A 17039-nucleotide genomic window follows, 5' to 3' on the forward strand; every position below is an offset into this window, starting at 1 on the left:
TCCGCCTCAACCAGACCGAGCGGGAGTTGGACCAAGAAAAAGGGCCGGACGCCTCGGCGCCCGACCCGCTTTTAAACAACTCGGCAGGTGTGCCGAGCGGCTGAGGATTTCGCTTAGAAGTCCATGCCGCCCATGCCACCCATGCCGCCGCCGCCGCCCATCGGCATCGCCGGCTTGTCCTCGGGCACTTCGGCGATGGTCGCCTCGGTGGTGATGAGGAGACCGGCGACCGAGGCCGCGTCCTGGAGCGCGGTGCGGACGACCTTGGTCGGGTCGATCACGCCGGCCTGAACCAGGTTCTCGTAGGTATCGGTCGCGGCATTGAAGCCCTGCGTCTGGTCACCCTCGCGGAGCAGATTGCCCGCGACGACGGCGCCGTCGACGCCCGCGTTCTGGGCGATCTGGCGCAGCGGGGTCTCGATCGCCTTGCGGATGATGTCGATCCCGCGGGTCTGGTCGTCGTTCTGGCCCTTGAGGTTGTCGAGCGCCTTGGTGGCGTAGAGCAGCGCGGTGCCGCCGCCCGGGACGATCCCTTCCTCGACCGCGGCGCGGGTCGCGTGGAGCGCGTCGTCGACGCGGTCCTTGCGCTCCTTCACCTCGACCTCGGTGGCGCCGCCGACCTTGATCACGGCCACGCCGCCGGCGAGCTTGGCGAGACGTTCCTGGAGCTTCTCGCGGTCATAGTCGCTGGTGGTGACTTCGATCTGCTGACGGATCGCGCCAACCCGGCCCTCGATCCCGGACTTCTCACCCGCGCCATCGACGAGGGTGGTGTTGTCCTTGTCGATGGTGACGCGCTTGGCGGTGCCGAGCATTGCCGGGGTGACGTTCTCGAGCTTGATCCCGAGATCCTCGGAGATCATCTCGCCGCCGGTCAGGATCGCGATGTCCTCGAGCATCGCCTTGCGGCGATCGCCGAAGCCCGGGGCCTTGACCGCCGCGACCTTGAGGCCGCCGCGCAGCTTGTTGACGACCAGGGTCGCCAGCGCTTCGCCCTCGATGTCCTCAGCGATGATCAGCAGCGGACGACCCGACTGGACGACCGCTTCCAGGATCGGGAGCATCGCCTGCAGGTTCGACAGCTTCTTCTCGTGGATGAGGATGTAGGGATCGGTGAGCTCGACCTGCATCTTTTCCGGGTTGGTGATGAAGTAGGGCGAGAGGTAGCCGCGGTCGAACTGCATGCCCTCGACGACGTCGAGCTCGAAATCGAGACCCTTCGCTTCCTCGACGGTGATCACGCCTTCCTTGCCGACCTTGTCCATCGCCTCGGCGATCTTCTCGCCGACTTCACGGTCGCCGTTGGCCGAGATGATGCCGACCTGAGCGATGTCCTGCGAGCCGGCGACCGGCTTGGAACGGCCCTTGAGGTCCTCGACGACCTTCGTGACGGCCTGGTCGATGCCACGCTTCAGATCCATCGGGTTCATGCCGGCCGCGACCGACTTCATGCCCTCGCGGACGATCGCCTGGGCGAGCACGGTGGCGGTGGTGGTGCCGTCGCCGGCGAGGTCGTTGGTCTTCGAGGCCACTTCGCGCACCATTTGGGCGCCCATGTTCTCGAACTTGTCCTTGAGCTCGATCTCCTTGGCGACGGTGACGCCATCCTTGGTGATGCGCGGCGCGCCGAAGCTCTTGTCGATGACGACGTTGCGGCCCTTGGGGCCGAGCGTCACCTTGACCGCGTCGGCGAGGATATCGACGCCGCGGAGAATGCGCTCGCGGGCGTCACGGCTGAATTTCACGTCCTTGGCTGCCATCTGGCTACCCTTTCAGGTTCGAATGTTCACAATGTTCACGGTCACCACGCGCGCGGGCGCGCGAGGGAATGAGGTCAGGCGACGATCCCGAGGATGTCGCTTTCCTTCATGATCAGCAGGTCCTTGCCGTCGACCTTGACCTCGGTGCCCGACCACTTGCCGAACAGGATCCGATCGCCTTCCTTGACGTCGAGCGGCGTGACCTTGCCGTCCTCGCTGCGTGCGCCGGTGCCGACGGCAACGACCTTGCCCTCCTGGGGCTTTTCCTTGGCGGTGTCGGGGATGATGATCCCGCCCGCAGTCTTTTCCTCAGCTTCGATGCGCTCGACAAGAACGCGGTCGTGAAGCGGCCTGAAACCCATGATTGAAGCCCCTCTTCGTGGTTGCTCTCAAGATGAACGAACGGCTGGCACTCACGAGATGGGAGTGCCAGCGACGCCGCGCATTTGGGGAGCGGAAACCAACTAGTCAACACCCCGCGGGAACTCGTTTTCATGGCTGATTGCGAAGCCACTCGAGCGGGGCTGTCAATCTGCAGTTCAGGCAGCGGGCGGAATCGCAGCAACCATGCGCAAGACCATGATCATCGCGGCGCTGTGCGCCACGCTCTCCGCCGGCTGCAGTATGAGCCCGCCCAAGGTCGCCCAGGCGCCCGCCCGGGTCGATTGGGGCTACACGGCCAAGGCGCGGCAGGCGATGACCGCCAAGTGGGGCGTCCTTGGGCTGCGCAACGGCGAGTGGAAATGGACGCCAAGCAAGTCGACCGGGCCGACTGACGTCGTCGTCAACCTGTCGCAGCAGATGGCGTGGGTCTATCGCGGAGGCTCCCTGATTGGGGCGACTACGATCTCGAGCGGCATGGTCGGGCGCGAGAGCCCGGCCGGCTACTTCCCGATCCTGGAAAAGGATCGCTTCCACAAGTCGAACAAGTATAGCGCCGCGCCGATGCCCTTCATGCAGCGGCTGAACTGGTACGGGGTTGCGATGCACGGCGGCGAACTGCCCGGCTATCCGGCTAGCCATGGCTGCATCCGCTTGCCAATGAAGTTCGCCGAGAAGCTGTTCGCGACGACAAAGGTCGGCGACCGGGTCTTCGTCGAAAGCTGAGCGACCCGATCGGTCCTGCGAGCGTCAGAGCTCGTCGATCGAATTAACGATCCGCGCGATCCGGCCGCCATCAAGCGCAATGATCCGGTCACAATTGGCAAGGGTCGACAGGCGGTGGGCGATCAGCACCACGGTGATGTCACCCGGCAGGTTGTCGATCGCTTCCATGACCGACCGCTCGGTGGCGGTGTCGAGCGCGCTGGTCGCTTCATCGAAGATCAAGAGCGAGGCGCGCTTATATAGAGCCCGCGCGATGCCGATGCGCTGGCGCTGGCCGCCGGAGAGCCGGGCGCCGCCCTCCCCCACCGCGGTCTGAGCACCCTGCGGTAAGGTGGCGACGAAGTCGGCCAAGCCGGCGGCCCGGAGCGAAGAAGTGACCAGCGCGTCGTCCACCGCCGCCTCCGGCACCGCGAACGCCACGTTGGCGCGGATGCTCGCGTCGAGCAGGAAGATCTGCTGCGGCACGTGCGCGACCTGGGTCTGCCACCAGGCTCGGCGTGCCTCGTCGAGGACCTTGCCATCGACGGAAACCGTCCCCTGCTGCGGCTGGAGCAGCCCGAGCAGCAGGTCCATGAGCGTACTCTTGCCGGATCCGGTCGGCCCGACAATTCCGATCCGCTCGCCGCGGCGAATAGACAGATCCAGGTTCCGGAGCACGGGCCGATCGTCGAAGCCGAACTCGAGGCCGTGGAGTTCCAGACGATCGGCGAACAGTCCGCTGCGCTCCGGCGTCACCTGCGCGTGATCCGGCAGCCGCAGCAGGTCGGCGACGTCCCTGATGGTCTGCTGGTTGCCGGCAAACGAGGACCAGCCCTGGAACGCGGTCTGGACCTGCGGCAGCAGGCGCATGGCACCCAGGGCCATGACCCCTAGCGACGGCAACGAGCCGGCGAAGCCGCCCGGCTGCTGGCTAAGATAGTAACCGAAGCCCGCGACGAAGAGCATGAGCACGGTCTCAACGACGATGCGCGGGGCAAAGTTGATGAAGCTGTTGCGGACCATGGCATAGCGGGCCTGGTCCGCGGCCCGCGCCATCCGCTGTTCGAACACGGCTTGGCTGCGGTCGAGCAGGATGTCGCGGATGCCGCCGAGGGCCTCTTGAAGCGCCCTCACCCGGTCTCCCCAAGCCTCGGCAACAGATACTGCGTTCAACTGCAGGGAGCGCCTCACCAGAAGGCTGACAAGGAGGTATGCCGACACCAGCAGGCCGCCTCCGATGAGCGCGGTCCTTGGGTCGACGATCAGAAGCAGCGCCAAGAGCGCGACGCAGAGCACGAGCGCGGCGCTGCCCTGCATGGCATTGAGGATCACGTTATAAGCGAGGCTGTAAATCTTCTCGAACCGCCCGATAAGGTCGGCGCTGTGTGCCCGATTGTAGAAGGGATAGGGCTGACGAACGACCTTTGCGAAGGCGACGGTCGTTATATCGCGGCTTGCGCCAAAGGCAGTCGCCTGGACGGCGTAGGTCAGCCAAAGGCGAACCGCACCGCTCACGACGAAGGTGAGTGCGAAGAGACCGACAACCATCCTGTCGCCGCCGGGCTGGTGCGACATCCGCAGCAGCGCAGCGCCGACAAACGGAACCCGGCCGAGTTGGTCGGAGTTGGTCAGGAGCGCGAGCAGCGGCAGGAGCGACCCGACCGTCAGCACCTCGGCCAGTGCGCCGGCCAGCACGAGTAACGCCGTCCCGAGCGTCTGAAACTTGCGGGCAGACGGAAGCCCGCGCCAGAGCACCTGCAGGTCGTGCCCCCGACGCTCTGCGGTTTGGGATTCAATCATGCGACCTGCCAGGTCCGGGTAAACCACTCACCAGCGCAGCGGTTTTGAAGCTGTACCTGCGCCGACGAGCGCCGCAGTTTCTTGCCAGCGGGCAAGAAGTCGAGGCGAAGATTGAGGGTCAAGCGGCCTGGGCTGCGGAGCGAAGCAGCGTCGGCCTCAACCCAAGACTGCCGGTGCTGGTGTTTGACATCGCGGAATGTGGCCCCAAACGCCGGCAGGACGGTTAATGGATCATCGCGCGATACCATTGTTCGCCTTAGACGCCAGCAATAGTTCGGTAAGTCACATGGCACGTCCGCACCTCGCGCCGTGTAGCGAATTGTCCGCTTGAAATCCGCCACCTCCCCCACGAGGTGACCTCACCGCACCTTCTACCCTTGCTGCTCAAGAGATACCCCGCCCATGGCCTCCACCGACATCCTGTTCCGCCCGCTAACCATCGGTTCGCTCACCGTCCAGAACCGCATCGTCATGGCGCCCATGACCCGCGTTTTCGCGCCTGAAGGGGTGCCGGGACCGGCGAACGCAGCTTACTACCGCCGGCGTGCCGAGGGTGGGGTCGGGCTGATCCTGTCGGAGGGCACGGTGATCGATCGGCCGGCCTCGCGCAACGAGACCGGCATTCCCTTCTTCCACGGCGATCAGGCGCTGGCTGGGTGGAAGGGCGTGATCGACGCGGTGCATGCGGCCGGCAGCCGGATGGGCCCGCAGATCTGGCATACCGGTTCGACCCGCGGACCGAGCCGGTGGGAGCCGGAGCAGCCGGTCGAGAGCCCGTCGGGGCTGCTCGCCCCCGGCAAGCCGCGCGGCGGCGCAATGAGCGAGGAGGATATCGCCGACACCGTGGCGGCGTTCGCGAGCGCCGCGGCCGACGCGCAGCGGCTCGGCTTCGACATGGTCGAGCTGCACGGCGCGCACGGCTACCTTATCGACCAGTTCTTCTGGGGCGGGACCAACGAGCGCGACGACCGCTACGGAGGCGCCTCGATCCGCGAGCGGTCGCGCTTCGCCGCGGAGGTGATCGCCGCGGTCCGCGCCGCCGTCGGTCCCGACTATCCGCTCGCGCTGCGGGTCAGCCAATGGAAGCAGCAGGACTATGGCGCGCGTCTGGCCGAGACTCCGACCTTGATGGAGGATTGGCTCGGTCCGCTGGTCGAGGCCGGAGCCAACATTCTTCACTGCTCGCAGCGCCGCTTCTGGGAGCCGGAATTCGCCGACATCGACGGCGAGCACGGGCTCAACTTCGCCGGCTGGGCGAAGAAGCTCACCGGCGCGACGACGATCAGCGTCGGCTCGGTCGGCCTGTCGGGCGAGTTCGTCTCCGCGTTCCGCGGCGAGACATCAACCAGTACCGGCCTCGACCAACTGATCGAGCGCATGGAGCACGATGAGTTCGACCTCATTGCGGTCGGACGCGCGCTGATCAGCGACCCTGCCTGGGTGGAGAAGGTCCGCCGCGAGGCATTCGACCAGCTTCGGGGCTTCCACCCCAGCCTGCTGTCCGAGCTGGTCTGAGCTCAGGCGGCAGTTGGCGTCAGGCCGAGCCGTTCGCGCCAGCTCCACCGCGCGATCATCAGCACGGCGACGACCGCCAAACCGAGCGCCAGACCGGCCCAGATCCCCTCCCCGCGCCAGCCAGCGTTGAAGGCGAGCGCATAGCCGCCGCCCAGGCCGACGAGCCAGTAGCCCACCAGTGCGAAGAGCATCGGCACACGCGTGTCATGCAGCCCCCGCAGCATGGCGGCGCCGACCACCTGCGCCCCGTCGGCGAGCTGGAACAGCGCGGCGATCGTGAGGAACCGGACGGCAAGGTCGAGGACCGCCGTGCTGCCGCTCAGCTGGCGATCGAGAAAGAGCGCGGCCAGCGGGCGCGGAATCGCCCAGATCGTGCCCGCGGCAATGGTCATGAATAACATTGCCAGCAGCAGCGACGCCCAGCCGGCGCGGCCGATCGCCACGCAGTCGCGGGCGCCAAAGGCAAGCCCGACCCGGACCACCGTGGCCTGGCTCAGCCCGAGTGGGACCATGAAGGTCACCGAGGCGATTTGCAGTGCGATCGCGTGCGCCGCGACACTGACCGTGTCGATCCACCCCATGAAGTAGATGGCGGCGCTGAAGATGCTGACCTCGAACGCCAGTGTCACCGCGATTGGGACCCCGAGCCGCGCAATGGCGGCCATCCGCGCCGGCTCGAAGCGAAGCACGCCGTGCCATAGCCGGAAGTCGCGCGTTAGGCCGGAGCGCGCGACATAGAGGCCGAGCAGGAGCACCATCGCGCTCGCCGAGATCACGCTCGCCAGGGCCGACCCGGGCAGGCCGAGCGCCGGGAGCCCGAAATGACCGAAGATCAGCCCATAGTTGCCGAGCGCGTTGAGAAGCAGCCCGCCGATCATAACCCATAGCGCCGGTCCTGGCCGGCCGAGCGTCGCCAGCGTGGCGCGGAGCAGGACCAGCAGCAGGTTGGGGAGCATGGTCCACATCAGCAGGCGCAGGAAAGCGCCGCCGGTTGCGGCGAGCGCGGGCGCCTGCCCGAACAGCAGCATCAGCCGTTCGCCGTTCCACAGCAGCAGCCACAGCGCGGCCGAGTAGAGCAGCGCCAGCTGGACGCCGCCGTGGAACGTCGCGCGGAGCGTCTCCCCGGCCCCGGCCCGATCGCGGCCGAGCGCAGCGGCCATGATCGGCGCCGCGGCGCTCATCAGGCCGGTGCCGCAGAAGAAGAAGCCGGACAACAGGCTGACCGCCAGCGCCGAGGCAGCCAGCGGAAGCGAGCCCAGCCGCCCGATCATGATCACGTCCGTAGTATAGATACCGGTCTGGACGAGCTGGGTCAGGACCAGCGGACCGGCCAGCCGCAAAGTTGCCTGGAGTTCGGCTCCGAAACTGTCGACCTTGCCAGCATCCCCCATGGCGGTCGCCTTTGGAAGCCGGGCGGAGGCAAGGCAATGGTCATTCGTCGAAGCGACCGGCTTACCGGCGCTCTCCGCTCGCCTTGCGTCGCAGCATCGTTTAACGCGAGCGACAGAAGGAGACACGCATGGGGTTCGTTCGCGGCCTGTGGAAGCTGCTCGTCGGGATCAAGGACGGTTTGGTCCTCCTTTTCATGCTGCTCTTTTTCGGCCTCCTCTATGTCGCTCTGACGCTCCATCCCACGCCCAAGGTCGGCGACGGCGTGCTGCTGCTCGCGCTCAACGGGCCAATCGTCGAGCAGCCGTCGGCTACGGATCCGATTGCACTGGCGTCCGGAAGCGCGGACCCGCGCCGCGAATATCGCCTGCGCGACGTCCGCGCCGCCCTTCTCGCCGCCGCTCGCGATGACCGGGTGAAGGCGGTCGCGCTCGATCTCGACCGGTTCGGCGGCGGTGGCCAGGCGGCGCTGGGCGAGGTCGGCAGCGCGCTCGACACGATCAGGCGCGCCGGCAAGCCGGTGCTCGCCTATGCGACCAGCTATGACGACGACGGCTACCAGCTCGCCGCCCACGCGTCGGAAGTGTGGATGAACCCGCTCGGCCAGGTGCTGATCCCCGGCCCGGGCGGCAGCCAGCTTTACTACAAGGGACTGCTCGACAAGCTGGGGGTCACCGCCAACGTCTACCGCGTCGGGACCTACAAGGCGGCGGTGGAGCCCTACATCCGCAGCGATGCATCGCCGGAAGCCAAGCAGAATTCGCAGGCGCTCGGCGACTCGTTGCTCGAAAGCTGGCGCGACGAGGTCCGGCGCGTGCGGCCGGCGGCCCAAGTCGTCCAGTATCAGTCGCAGCTCCCGCAACTCGTCGCCGGCTCGGGCGGCGACTTCGGGCGCGCGGCACTCGGGCTCAAGCTCGTCGACAAACTCGGCGAGCGCTCCGGCTTTGAGGCTCGCCTGGCGCAGCTCGGCGGCGAGGATCTGAAGCAACCGGGCGGCTACAAGCGGGTGCGGCTGGACTCCTACGTCGCCGACAAGGTCAAGGACGACGGGAAGGCTCCGATCGGGGTGGTTACCGTTGCGGGTACCATCGTCGACGGCCGCGCCCCGCTCGGTACGGCGGGCGGCGAGAGCATCGCCGGCGCGATTGAGCGCGGCTTGCGCAAGGGCGGGTTGAAGGCCTTGGTGGTCCGGGTAGACAGTCCCGGCGGCTCGGTCACGGGTTCAGAGCGAATCCGCGAAGCGCTGTTCGAGGCCCGCGCGCGCAGGATCCCGGTCGTTGTTTCGATGGGCAATGTCGCGGCATCGGGCGGCTACTGGGTCTCAACCGCGGGGAATTACGTCTTCGCCGAACCGTCGACGATCACCGGCTCGATCGGGGTGTTCGGGATTCTGCCGAGCTTCCAGGGCAGCCTGCAGAAGCTTGGGCTCGGTGCCGACGGGATCAAGACGACTCCATTGTCGGGCGAGCCCAACCTGCTGACCGGTCCCTCGCCGGAGGCTGGGCAGCTGGTCCAGGCGGGCGTCAACAACATCTACGCCCATTTCCTCCGCATCGTCGCTGACGCCCGGCGCAAGTCGCCGCAGCAGGTGAACGCCATTGCGCAAGGTCGTGTCTGGCCCGGCGGCGCGGCTCGGCAGCTTGGGCTCATCGACCAGTTCGGCGGGATGGATGCGGCGATCGCCAAAGCTGGCGACCTTGCTGGACTCGCCGCCGACGACCGCGACGTGACCTATCTCGAACGCCCCGCTACCTTCCGCGAGCGGATCTCGCAGCTGTTCCGCGGCGAGGGCGACGACGACGGCGGTAGCAGCACCGACGCTTTTGCCGTGCTCCGCGCCGATCCACAGCGGATCATGGTTCAGGCGCTGGCCGACACGCACGCGATCCTGACTGGCCCGACCGTGCAGGTACGCTGCCTCGATTGCGGACCCATGTCCGTCGCGCCGGCACCGGGCGGAACGCCAAAGGGGATGGCCGAGATGCTGCTCGCATGGCTGCTGCGCTGATCCGGCTAGCAACGGCCGGCGACGCCGCCGCCATTGCCGAAATCTACGCGCCCTATGTCAGGGCCACGCGGATCACCTTCGAGGAAATCGCTCCCGGCACGGCCGAGATGCGGGCGCGGATGGGGTCGCCGCACCATCCCTGGCTGATCGCGGAGGAGTCGGGAGCGGCGCTCGGCTACGCATGCGCGACCCCCTATCACCTGCGCAGCGCCTATCGCTGGACCTGCGAGGTCGGCATCTATCTGGCGGCGGCGGCGCAGGGTCGGGGGCTCGGAACCGAGCTGCTCGGGACCTTGCTCGAGCTGCTCCGGCTGCAGGGCTACAGCGCGGCGATCGGAACCATCGCGCTGCCCAATCCCTCCAGCATCCGGCTGCACGAGAAGCTCGGATTCCGCCCTGCCGGCCATTATCGGGCGATCGGGTTCAAGCAGGGCGAATGGGTCGACGTCGGCCGCTGGCAGTGCGACCTCGGCGAGCGGGCGGAAGCTCCCGCCGAGATCCGGCCCTTCGCCGAACTGGGATGACGCCGTCGACGGCCGGTCAGCGAGCCCGGATCTCGATCACCACGGCAACATCGTCATCAAGTCCGACCCGGGCCTCCCTCTGCACCGCCATCTTCACCGGAAGCAAATAGGTGTCGCCTCGCGGGAACAATGACGTGGTGAACGCCACGGCGTTGAGGGTCGCCTCGACCGGAATGACGCCCCAGCCATAGCTCACGATCCTCGCCGCGTAGCGGATCTCGCCTGCGAATTCGTCGGGAACAGGCACGAACAAGTAGGGCGCCGGGCCACGCCATTTGATGATCGTCGCGTCAAATCGAAATCGGGCCAGCATCGCTGCCGTTGTGACCACCTTCAGAAGCCTCCGCAACGAACCGGTTACGGAGGCCTTGGTAGCTGCCGACTAGATGTGGATCGGCTTGCCCTGAACCGCCATCGCCGCTTCCTTGAGCGCCTCCGAATGGGTCGGGTGGGCGTGGCAGGTGTAGGCGATGTCCTCGCTGGTGGCGCCAAATTCCATCGCCTGCGCGGCTTGGGCGATCATCGTGCCGGCGAGCGAGGAGATGATCCAGACCCCGAGCACGCGGTCGGACTTGGCGTCGGCGATCACCTTCACGAAGCCGTCGGTGTCGCGATTGGTCTTTGCGCGACTGTTGGCCATGAAGGGGAACTTGCCGACCTTGACCTCGCCCTCCTTGCGGGCGTCCTCCTCGGTCAGTCCAACGCCGGCGATCTCCGGGTGGGTGTAGACGACCGACGGGATCACCGCATGGTTCACGATGCCGGTCTGGCCCGCGATGTTCTCCGCGACGGCGACGCCTTCGTCTTCCGCCTTGTGGGCGAGCATCGGGCCGGGGATCACGTCGCCGATTGCCCACACGCCGTCGACTCTGGTGCGGAAGTCGTGGTCGGTCTCGACCTGACCGCGATTGTTCTGCTGGAGACCGATCTTGTCGAGCCCGAGGCCCTCAACGTTCGGGCGGCGCCCGATGGCGACGAGGACATAGTCGGCGTCGAGCGTCTCGGCAGCGCCGCCCTTCGACGGCTCGACGGTCAGCCGGACACCCGTATCGCTTGCCTCGGCGCCGGTGACCTTTGTCCCGGTTCGCAGCTCGAAGCCTTGCTTCTTGAAGATCTTGGCGCTTTCCTTGCGGACCTCGGCATCCATCCCGGGGAGGATCTCGTCGAGGAACTCGACCACGATGACCTCGGCGCCCAACCGGCGCCAGACCGAGCCGAGTTCGAGCCCAATCACGCCGCCGCCGATGACGACCAGCTTCTTCGGCACCTCGGGTAGCGCCAGCGCGCCGGTGGAATCCACGATCCGCCGGTTGTCGATCGTCACGCCAGGCAGCGGGGTGACCGACGAGCCGGTGGCGATCACGATGTTCTTGGCGGTGACGGTACGGTCGCCGACGGTGAGGCTGTGCGCGTCGTTGAAGCGGGCTTGGCCCTTGAGCCATTCGACCTTGTTCTTCTTGAACAGAAACTCGATGCCGCCGGTCAGTTCCTTGACCGCCTTGGCCTTCTCAGCATGCATCTGGTCGAGGTTGAGCGACGCGCCTTGGATCTCGATCCCGAACTTGGCGAGCGCACCGGCATGCGCCTCCTCAAACAGCTCGGAGGCGTGGAGCAACGCCTTGGAGGGAATGCAGCCGACATTGAGGCAGGTCCCGCCCAAGGTCTCGCGGCTCTCCGCGCAGGCGGTCTTGAGGCCGAGCTGCGCGGCACGGATCGCCGCTACGTAGCCCCCAGGGCCAGCGCCGATCACGATTACGTCAAAGTCAAAGCCCTCGGCCATCAACCGCTCCGATGAAAGAATTCGAGGGCGACTTAGGATCCTCCCTCTTGGGCCGCAACCCGCACGCATCGATCAACCACACCTTAACCGATGTGGTGTTAGCGCTATCAGCCTGAGAGAGGGTAGTTGTCATGCGTCCTGTCATGGAAGGCGAGCGGCCTTGGCTGCTGATCGAGGCTTCGCACGAAGGGGCGGTGAGGCTCGCAACGGTGTCGCCTTCGGCCCAGCCTCACCTCGGCGTCGTTCACGAAATCGGCATTGCCGGCATACCTACCTTCACCGACGTGCTGCAGCGCTTCGAGCGAGAGAAGAACGTGCCGCTGAGCGGGCTGCGCTGCGGGATCGCGATTGCCGGAGCGGCGAGCGGTGAGACGATCTCGCTTGTCCGCTCCCGGTGGACGATTAGCCGGGCTGGGTTGGAGGCGGTGCTCGGCCACCCGCCGGTCATTCTCAACGATGTCGCCGCCCGAGCATGGGCGACCCGCTCCGGAACAGCCAACATCGTGCCCGTCCGCGGGATCGGCACGCCGAGCTTCGGCCGGCCGGGGCGCTACGGCATGATCATGGTCGAGGAAGGTCTGGGCGCCGCCATCGTCGACGTCGACCGGGACTCGGGTGCTCGCGTGCTGGAGACCGAGGGCGGGCACATGGAGTTTGCCCCCGCCAATGAGCGGGAGGAGCGGCTCGCCAAGGCCGTGCGGGGAACCGCCGCCATGGTCAGCTGGGAAATGATGCTGATGCTTGACCGGTTCGACCCGCTGTGGAGCAAGGCGCTGCCCGAACTGCCGGAGCCCGACAGGGCGCGGCTGCAGACCGGGCTGCTCGGCCGCTTCGCCATCAACCTGATGCATAGCTTCGGCGCCTGGCAGGGGATGATGATCACCGGGTCCCGGGCCGCCCGCATGCTGGAGCCCGGCAACCGCATGGCGTTTGACCAGGAGTTCAGCGCCCGGCGCCGGTTCAGCCGGCTGGTGGGCGCGGCGCCGGTGTGGCGGGTCGACCAGCACGAGGCGGTGCTGGCCGGGATTGCCCAGCGGCTGGCGCAGGACCGGCCGTCGGGATTGCGCGCCGCCGCCTAGAGGTCGATCAGCAGCCGGGTCGGATCCTCGATCGCTTCCTTCATCCGAACGAGGAAGGTCACCGCCTCGCGACCGTCGATCAGCCGATGGTCGTAGCTCAGCGCGAGGTACATCATCGGCCGGGCGACGATCTGCCCGTCCTTGACCACCGGCCGCTCCTCGATCCGGTGCATGCCGAGCACCGCCGACTGCGGCGGGTTGATGATCGGGGTCGACAGCAGCGAGCCGAAAACGCCGCCATTGGAGATGGTGAAGGTGCCCCCGGTCATGTCGGCCTGGGTCAGCGTGCCGTCCTTGGCCTTCTTGCCGAAGCCGGCGATTGCCTTCTCGATCTCAGCGAAGCCCATCCGGTCGGCGGAGCGGATCACCGGAACGACGAGGCCTTTGGGCGCGGAGACCGCTACCGAGACGTCGAGATAGTCGCGGTAGACGATCTCGTCGCCCTCGATGCTGGCGTTGACCGCCGGCACGTCGCGCGCGGCGAGCGCCGCCGCCTTCACGAAGAAGCCCATGAAGCCAAGCCGGATGCCGTGCTTCTTCTCGAACAGGTCCTTGTAGCGGGCCCGGGCGGCGATCACCTCGGTCATGTCGACGTCGTTGAACGTCGTTAGCAGGGCGGCGGTGTTCTGCGCTTCCTTGAGGCGGCGGGCGACCGTCTGGCGAAGGCGGGTCATCTTGACCCGCTCCTCGTTGCGGCCCGGTGTCGGAACCGCCGCGGCGGGCGCCGACGAATTGGTCGGCGCGGCCCCCTGCGACTCTGCCGGCGAAGGAGACTTCTTCGCCTGCGCCGCCTGAAGCACGTCATCCTTGGTCAGCCGGCCGTCCTTGCCGCTGCCTCTAATGCTGCTCGGGTCGATATGTGCTTCAAGCACCGCACGACGAACGGCGGGCGACAGGCGGAGGTCGGCCGCCTGCGCATCCGTCAGCTCGCCGTTGCTCGGCGCGACAGCAGGCTGGGCCGGGGTTGGTGCGGACGTGGGAGACGAGGCCGGCTGGGTGGCGACATTTGCGGCCGGAGCAGCGCCGGCGCTCCCTTCGTTCACGGTCGCGATCACGGCACCGACGCCGACCGTGTCACCTTCCTTGACCAGCGGATCGCCGAACACGCCGGCGACCGGCGAGGGAACGTCGACACTGACCTTGTCAGTCTCCAAGCTGGCGATCGGCTCGTCGGCGGCAACCGCATCGCCCGGCTTCTTGAGCCACTGGCCGAGCGTCGCCTCGGTGATGGATTCGCCCAGCGTCGGGACTTTGACCTCGATACCCATTTCGGTCCTTCTCAGGCAGTCGCGGTTTGGGCCGGCGGCTGATTGCGCTCGACGGCCTTGTTGGTGATGGGCGGCGTGCCAAGCGCGTCGCCGATGAGGCGCGCCTGCTCGGCAAGGTGGCGCCGGGCGAGACCGGTCGCCGGCGAGGCCGAAGCGGCCCGCCCGGCGTAGCGCGGGCGAAAGCTCTTACCGGCTGCCTTCAGGCATTCTTCAAGGTAGGACTCGACGAAGAACCAGCTGCCGTTGTTCTTCGGCTCCTCCTGGCACCACACCAGCTCTTCCAGCTTCGGCATGACCTGAAGGCGCCGGATCAGCGGCTCCGACGGGAAAGGATACAGCTGCTCGATGCGAACCACCTCGGTGTCGGTCGATCCGGCCGCGTCGCGCGCCTCGATCAGTTCGTAACCGATCTTCCCCGAGCAGAGCACGAGTCGCTTCGCTTCCCCCGCTGCAGGCGGGTTTAGGTCGGAGACGATGCGCCGGAAATGGCTGTCGCCGACAAAGTCCGCGCGGGTCGAGACCGCCAGCTTGTGCCGGAGCAGCGATTTCGGCGTCATCATGATCAGCGGCTTGCGGAAGTCGCGGCGGAGCTGGCGGCGGAGAATGTGGAAATAGTTCGCCGGCGTGGTGCAGTTGGCGACCTGGAGATTGTCGTCGGCGCAGAGTTGGAGATAGCGCTCGAGCCGGGCCGAACTGTGCTCGGGCCCCTGCCCTTCAAAGCCATGAGGCAGAAGCATCACAAGGCCGCTCGCGCGCAGCCATTTGCTCTCGGCCGACGCGATGAACTGGTCGACGATGACCTGCGCGCCATTGGCAAAGTCGCCAAACTGCGCCTCCCACAAGACGAGGGTCTGCGGGTCGGCAAGCGAATAACCATATTCGAAGCCGAGCACGCCGAATTCGCTGAGCGGCGAATCGCGCACCTCGAACCGACCGCCGTCGATCGTGGTCAGCGGGACGAACTTGTGGCCGTCGGTCTGGTCGACCCACACAGCGTGCCGCTGCGAGAAGGTCCCTCGGCCGCTGTCCTGGCCGGACAGGCGGACGTTCTGGCCCTCGGCGACCAGCGACCCGTAGGCGAGCGCCTCGGCGGTCGCCCAGTCGAACCCCTCGCCGCTGTCGAACATCGCACGCTTCGCATCGAGCACGCGGCCAAGCGTCTTGTGGATGGTGAGGCCTTCGGGAACGATCGTCAGCGCCTTGCCGATGCGGTCGAACTCCGCATCGTCGATCGCGGTCGCGGTATTGCGGCGCTCCTCGATCTTGGCCTTCGGTCGCCCAAGACCGGCCCAGCGGCCCTCGAACCAGTCCGCCTTGTTGGGGATGTAACTGGCGCCCGCGTCGAACTCGCCTTCAAGCAGCGCGATGAACTGCTTGGTATGCTCGTCGATCCACGCCTGGTCGACAACGCCTTGCTCGATCAGCTTGCGCCCGTAGAGCTCGCTCACCGGCGGGTGGCTCTTGATTGCCGCATACATCAGCGGCTGGGTGAAGCTCGGCTCGTCGCCCTCGTTGTGCCCGAAGCGGCGATAGCACCACATGTCGATGACGATGTCGCGGTTGAACTTCTGCCGGAATTCGATCGCGAGCTTGCAGCAGAAGGTCACCGCCTCCGGATCGTCGCCGTTGACGTGGAGGATCGGCGCCTGGACCGACTTGGCTATATCGCTCGGGTAGGGCGAGGAGCGCGCGAACTGCGGGCTGGTGGTGAAGCCCACCTGGTTGTTGATGACGTAATGAATGGTCCCGCCGGTCCCATAGCCGGGGAGGCCGGAGAAGCCGAAGCATTCCGCGACGATCCCCTGGCCGGCAAAGGCAGCGTCGCCGTGAAGCAGGATTGGCAGCACCTTGTCGCCGTCCGGGTCCTGCTTGATCACCTGCACCGCGCGAACCTTGCCGAGCACGACCGGATCGACCGCTTCGAGATGCGAGGGGTTGGCGAGCAGCGAAAGGTGGACCTTGATCCCGTCGAATTCGCGGTCCGATGAGGTGCCAAGGTGGTACTTGACGTCGCCCGATCCGCCGACGTCGTCGGGATTGGCGCTGCCCCCGGCAAATTCGTTGAAGATGGCGCGGTACGGCTTGCCCATGACGTTGGCGAGGACGTTGAGCCGTCCGCGATGCGCCATGCCGACGGCAATCTCTTCGACGCCGTACTGGCCGCCATATTTGATGATCGCCTCGAGCGCCGGGATCATCGACTCGCCGCCGTCGAGGCCGAACCGCTTGGTCCCGACATATTTGCGGGCGAGGAATTTCTCCCACTGCTCGCCCTGCATGACTTTCTCGAAAATCGCCTGCTTGCCTTCCGGCGTAAAGACGATCTCCTTGTCCTTGCCCTCCATCCGATCCTGGAGGAAGCGACGCTCCTCCGTGTCGTTGATGTGCATATATTCAAGGCCGACATGGCCGCAGTAATTGGCCTGGAGGATCCCGACAATGTCGCGGACCGTTGCCGTCTCGAGCCCGAGCGCGCCGCCGATGTAGATCGGCCGGTCGAGATCGGCACCGGTAAAGCCGTGCCACTCGGGCGTGAGATCGGCGGGCAGCTCGCGCTTGGTGAGCCCGAGCGGATCGAGCTGTGCGGCAAGATGGCCGCGAACCCGATAGGTGCGGATCAGCATCAGGGCGCGGATGCTGTCTTCCGCGGCCTTGCGGACGCTCTCGGGATCAGCAGCGCCGGTGGCGGCCGCGGCCTTGGGCGCCACCTTCTCGATCACCGCCTCGGTCGGATCCAGCCCGAGATTGATCTCGTCCAGCTCCGACAGCGGCCAGTTGGCCCGCTCCCAGCTCGGTCCCTGCTCGATCTCGAAAAGCTCGTCCATGTCCG

13 protein-coding genes are annotated in these 17039 nt (G+C 66.7%); 5 read left to right on the plus strand and 8 right to left on the minus strand.

The window, feature by feature from the left end:
- Positions 1-113: 113 nt before the first annotated feature.
- Together groL and groES are read right to left on the minus strand one after the other, a co-directional pair.
- The gene (gene groL, locus HMF7854_RS13745; RefSeq protein WP_126719717.1) at positions 114-1760 is read right to left on the minus strand and encodes a chaperonin GroEL; all 1647 of its coding nucleotides are present in this window, start codon (positions 1758-1760) and stop codon (positions 114-116) included.
- A gap of 74 nt (positions 1761-1834) precedes the next feature.
- Positions 1835-2122, minus strand: a complete 288-nt coding sequence (gene groES, locus HMF7854_RS13750; protein WP_126719718.1) for a co-chaperone GroES — start codon at positions 2120-2122, stop codon at positions 1835-1837.
- A gap of 205 nt (positions 2123-2327) precedes the next feature.
- Between groES and HMF7854_RS13755 the strand changes: the two genes are divergently transcribed.
- Positions 2328-2867: a L,D-transpeptidase family protein gene (locus HMF7854_RS13755; protein ID WP_239016994.1), complete on the plus strand. Its 540-nt coding sequence runs from the start codon at positions 2328-2330 to the stop codon at positions 2865-2867.
- Positions 2868-2891: 24 nt separating this feature from the next.
- On the opposite strand, the gene HMF7854_RS13760 is transcribed toward HMF7854_RS13755, so the two are convergent.
- Positions 2892-4646: an ABC transporter ATP-binding protein gene (locus HMF7854_RS13760; RefSeq protein ID WP_126719719.1), complete on the minus strand. Its 1755-nt coding sequence runs from the start codon at positions 4644-4646 to the stop codon at positions 2892-2894.
- Positions 4647-5048: 402 nt separating this feature from the next.
- Here HMF7854_RS13760 and HMF7854_RS13765 point away from each other — a divergent pair, with 402 nt between their 5' ends.
- On the plus strand, positions 5049-6161 hold the full coding sequence (locus tag HMF7854_RS13765) for an NADH:flavin oxidoreductase (protein WP_126719720.1): 1113 nt from the start codon (positions 5049-5051) through the stop codon (positions 6159-6161).
- A gap of 2 nt (positions 6162-6163) precedes the next feature.
- On the opposite strand, the gene HMF7854_RS13770 is transcribed toward HMF7854_RS13765, so the two are convergent.
- Complete coding sequence (locus HMF7854_RS13770; RefSeq protein WP_126719721.1) at positions 6164-7552, minus strand: MATE family efflux transporter; 1389 nt, start codon at positions 7550-7552, stop codon at positions 6164-6166.
- Positions 7553-7680: 128 nt separating this feature from the next.
- Here HMF7854_RS13770 and sppA point away from each other — a divergent pair, with 128 nt between their 5' ends.
- On the plus strand, positions 7681-9558 hold the full coding sequence (sppA, locus tag HMF7854_RS13775) for a signal peptide peptidase SppA (protein ID WP_126719722.1): 1878 nt from the start codon (positions 7681-7683) through the stop codon (positions 9556-9558).
- Complete coding sequence (locus tag HMF7854_RS13780) at positions 9543-10082, plus strand: GNAT family N-acetyltransferase (protein WP_126719723.1); 540 nt, start codon at positions 9543-9545, stop codon at positions 10080-10082. The genes sppA and HMF7854_RS13780 overlap by 16 nt, the downstream gene beginning before the upstream one ends.
- Before the next feature lie 16 nt (positions 10083-10098).
- Here the strand turns inward: HMF7854_RS13780 and HMF7854_RS13785 are convergent, their stop codons facing one another.
- Both HMF7854_RS13785 and lpdA read right to left on the minus strand, forming a co-directional pair.
- A complete protein-coding gene (locus tag HMF7854_RS13785; protein WP_126719724.1) occupies positions 10099-10395 on the minus strand; it encodes a DUF1905 domain-containing protein in 297 nt (98 codons plus the stop codon).
- 69 nt (positions 10396-10464) lie between these two features.
- Positions 10465-11862, minus strand: coding sequence for a dihydrolipoyl dehydrogenase (gene lpdA, locus HMF7854_RS13790; RefSeq protein ID WP_126719725.1), 1398 nt, complete (start codon positions 11860-11862; stop codon positions 10465-10467).
- 131 nt (positions 11863-11993) lie between these two features.
- Between lpdA and HMF7854_RS13795 the strand changes: the two genes are divergently transcribed.
- Positions 11994-12941: a glucokinase gene (locus HMF7854_RS13795; RefSeq protein ID WP_126719726.1), complete on the plus strand. Its 948-nt coding sequence runs from the start codon at positions 11994-11996 to the stop codon at positions 12939-12941.
- Here the strand turns inward: HMF7854_RS13795 and odhB are convergent.
- Positions 12938-14209 (minus strand): 2-oxoglutarate dehydrogenase complex dihydrolipoyllysine-residue succinyltransferase, encoded by a 1272-nt coding sequence (gene odhB / locus HMF7854_RS13800; RefSeq protein WP_126719727.1) that lies wholly within the window; start codon positions 14207-14209, stop codon positions 12938-12940. The genes HMF7854_RS13795 and odhB overlap by 4 nt on opposite strands.
- Positions 14210-14220: 11 nt before the next feature.
- Positions 14221-17034: a 2-oxoglutarate dehydrogenase E1 component gene (locus tag HMF7854_RS13805; RefSeq protein ID WP_126719728.1), complete on the minus strand. Its 2814-nt coding sequence runs from the start codon at positions 17032-17034 to the stop codon at positions 14221-14223.
- Between the last annotated feature and the right edge of the window lie 5 nt (positions 17035-17039).

Source organism: Sphingomonas ginkgonis (assembly GCF_003970925.1).
Taxonomy (GTDB): domain Bacteria; phylum Pseudomonadota; class Alphaproteobacteria; order Sphingomonadales; family Sphingomonadaceae; genus Sphingomicrobium; species Sphingomicrobium ginkgonis.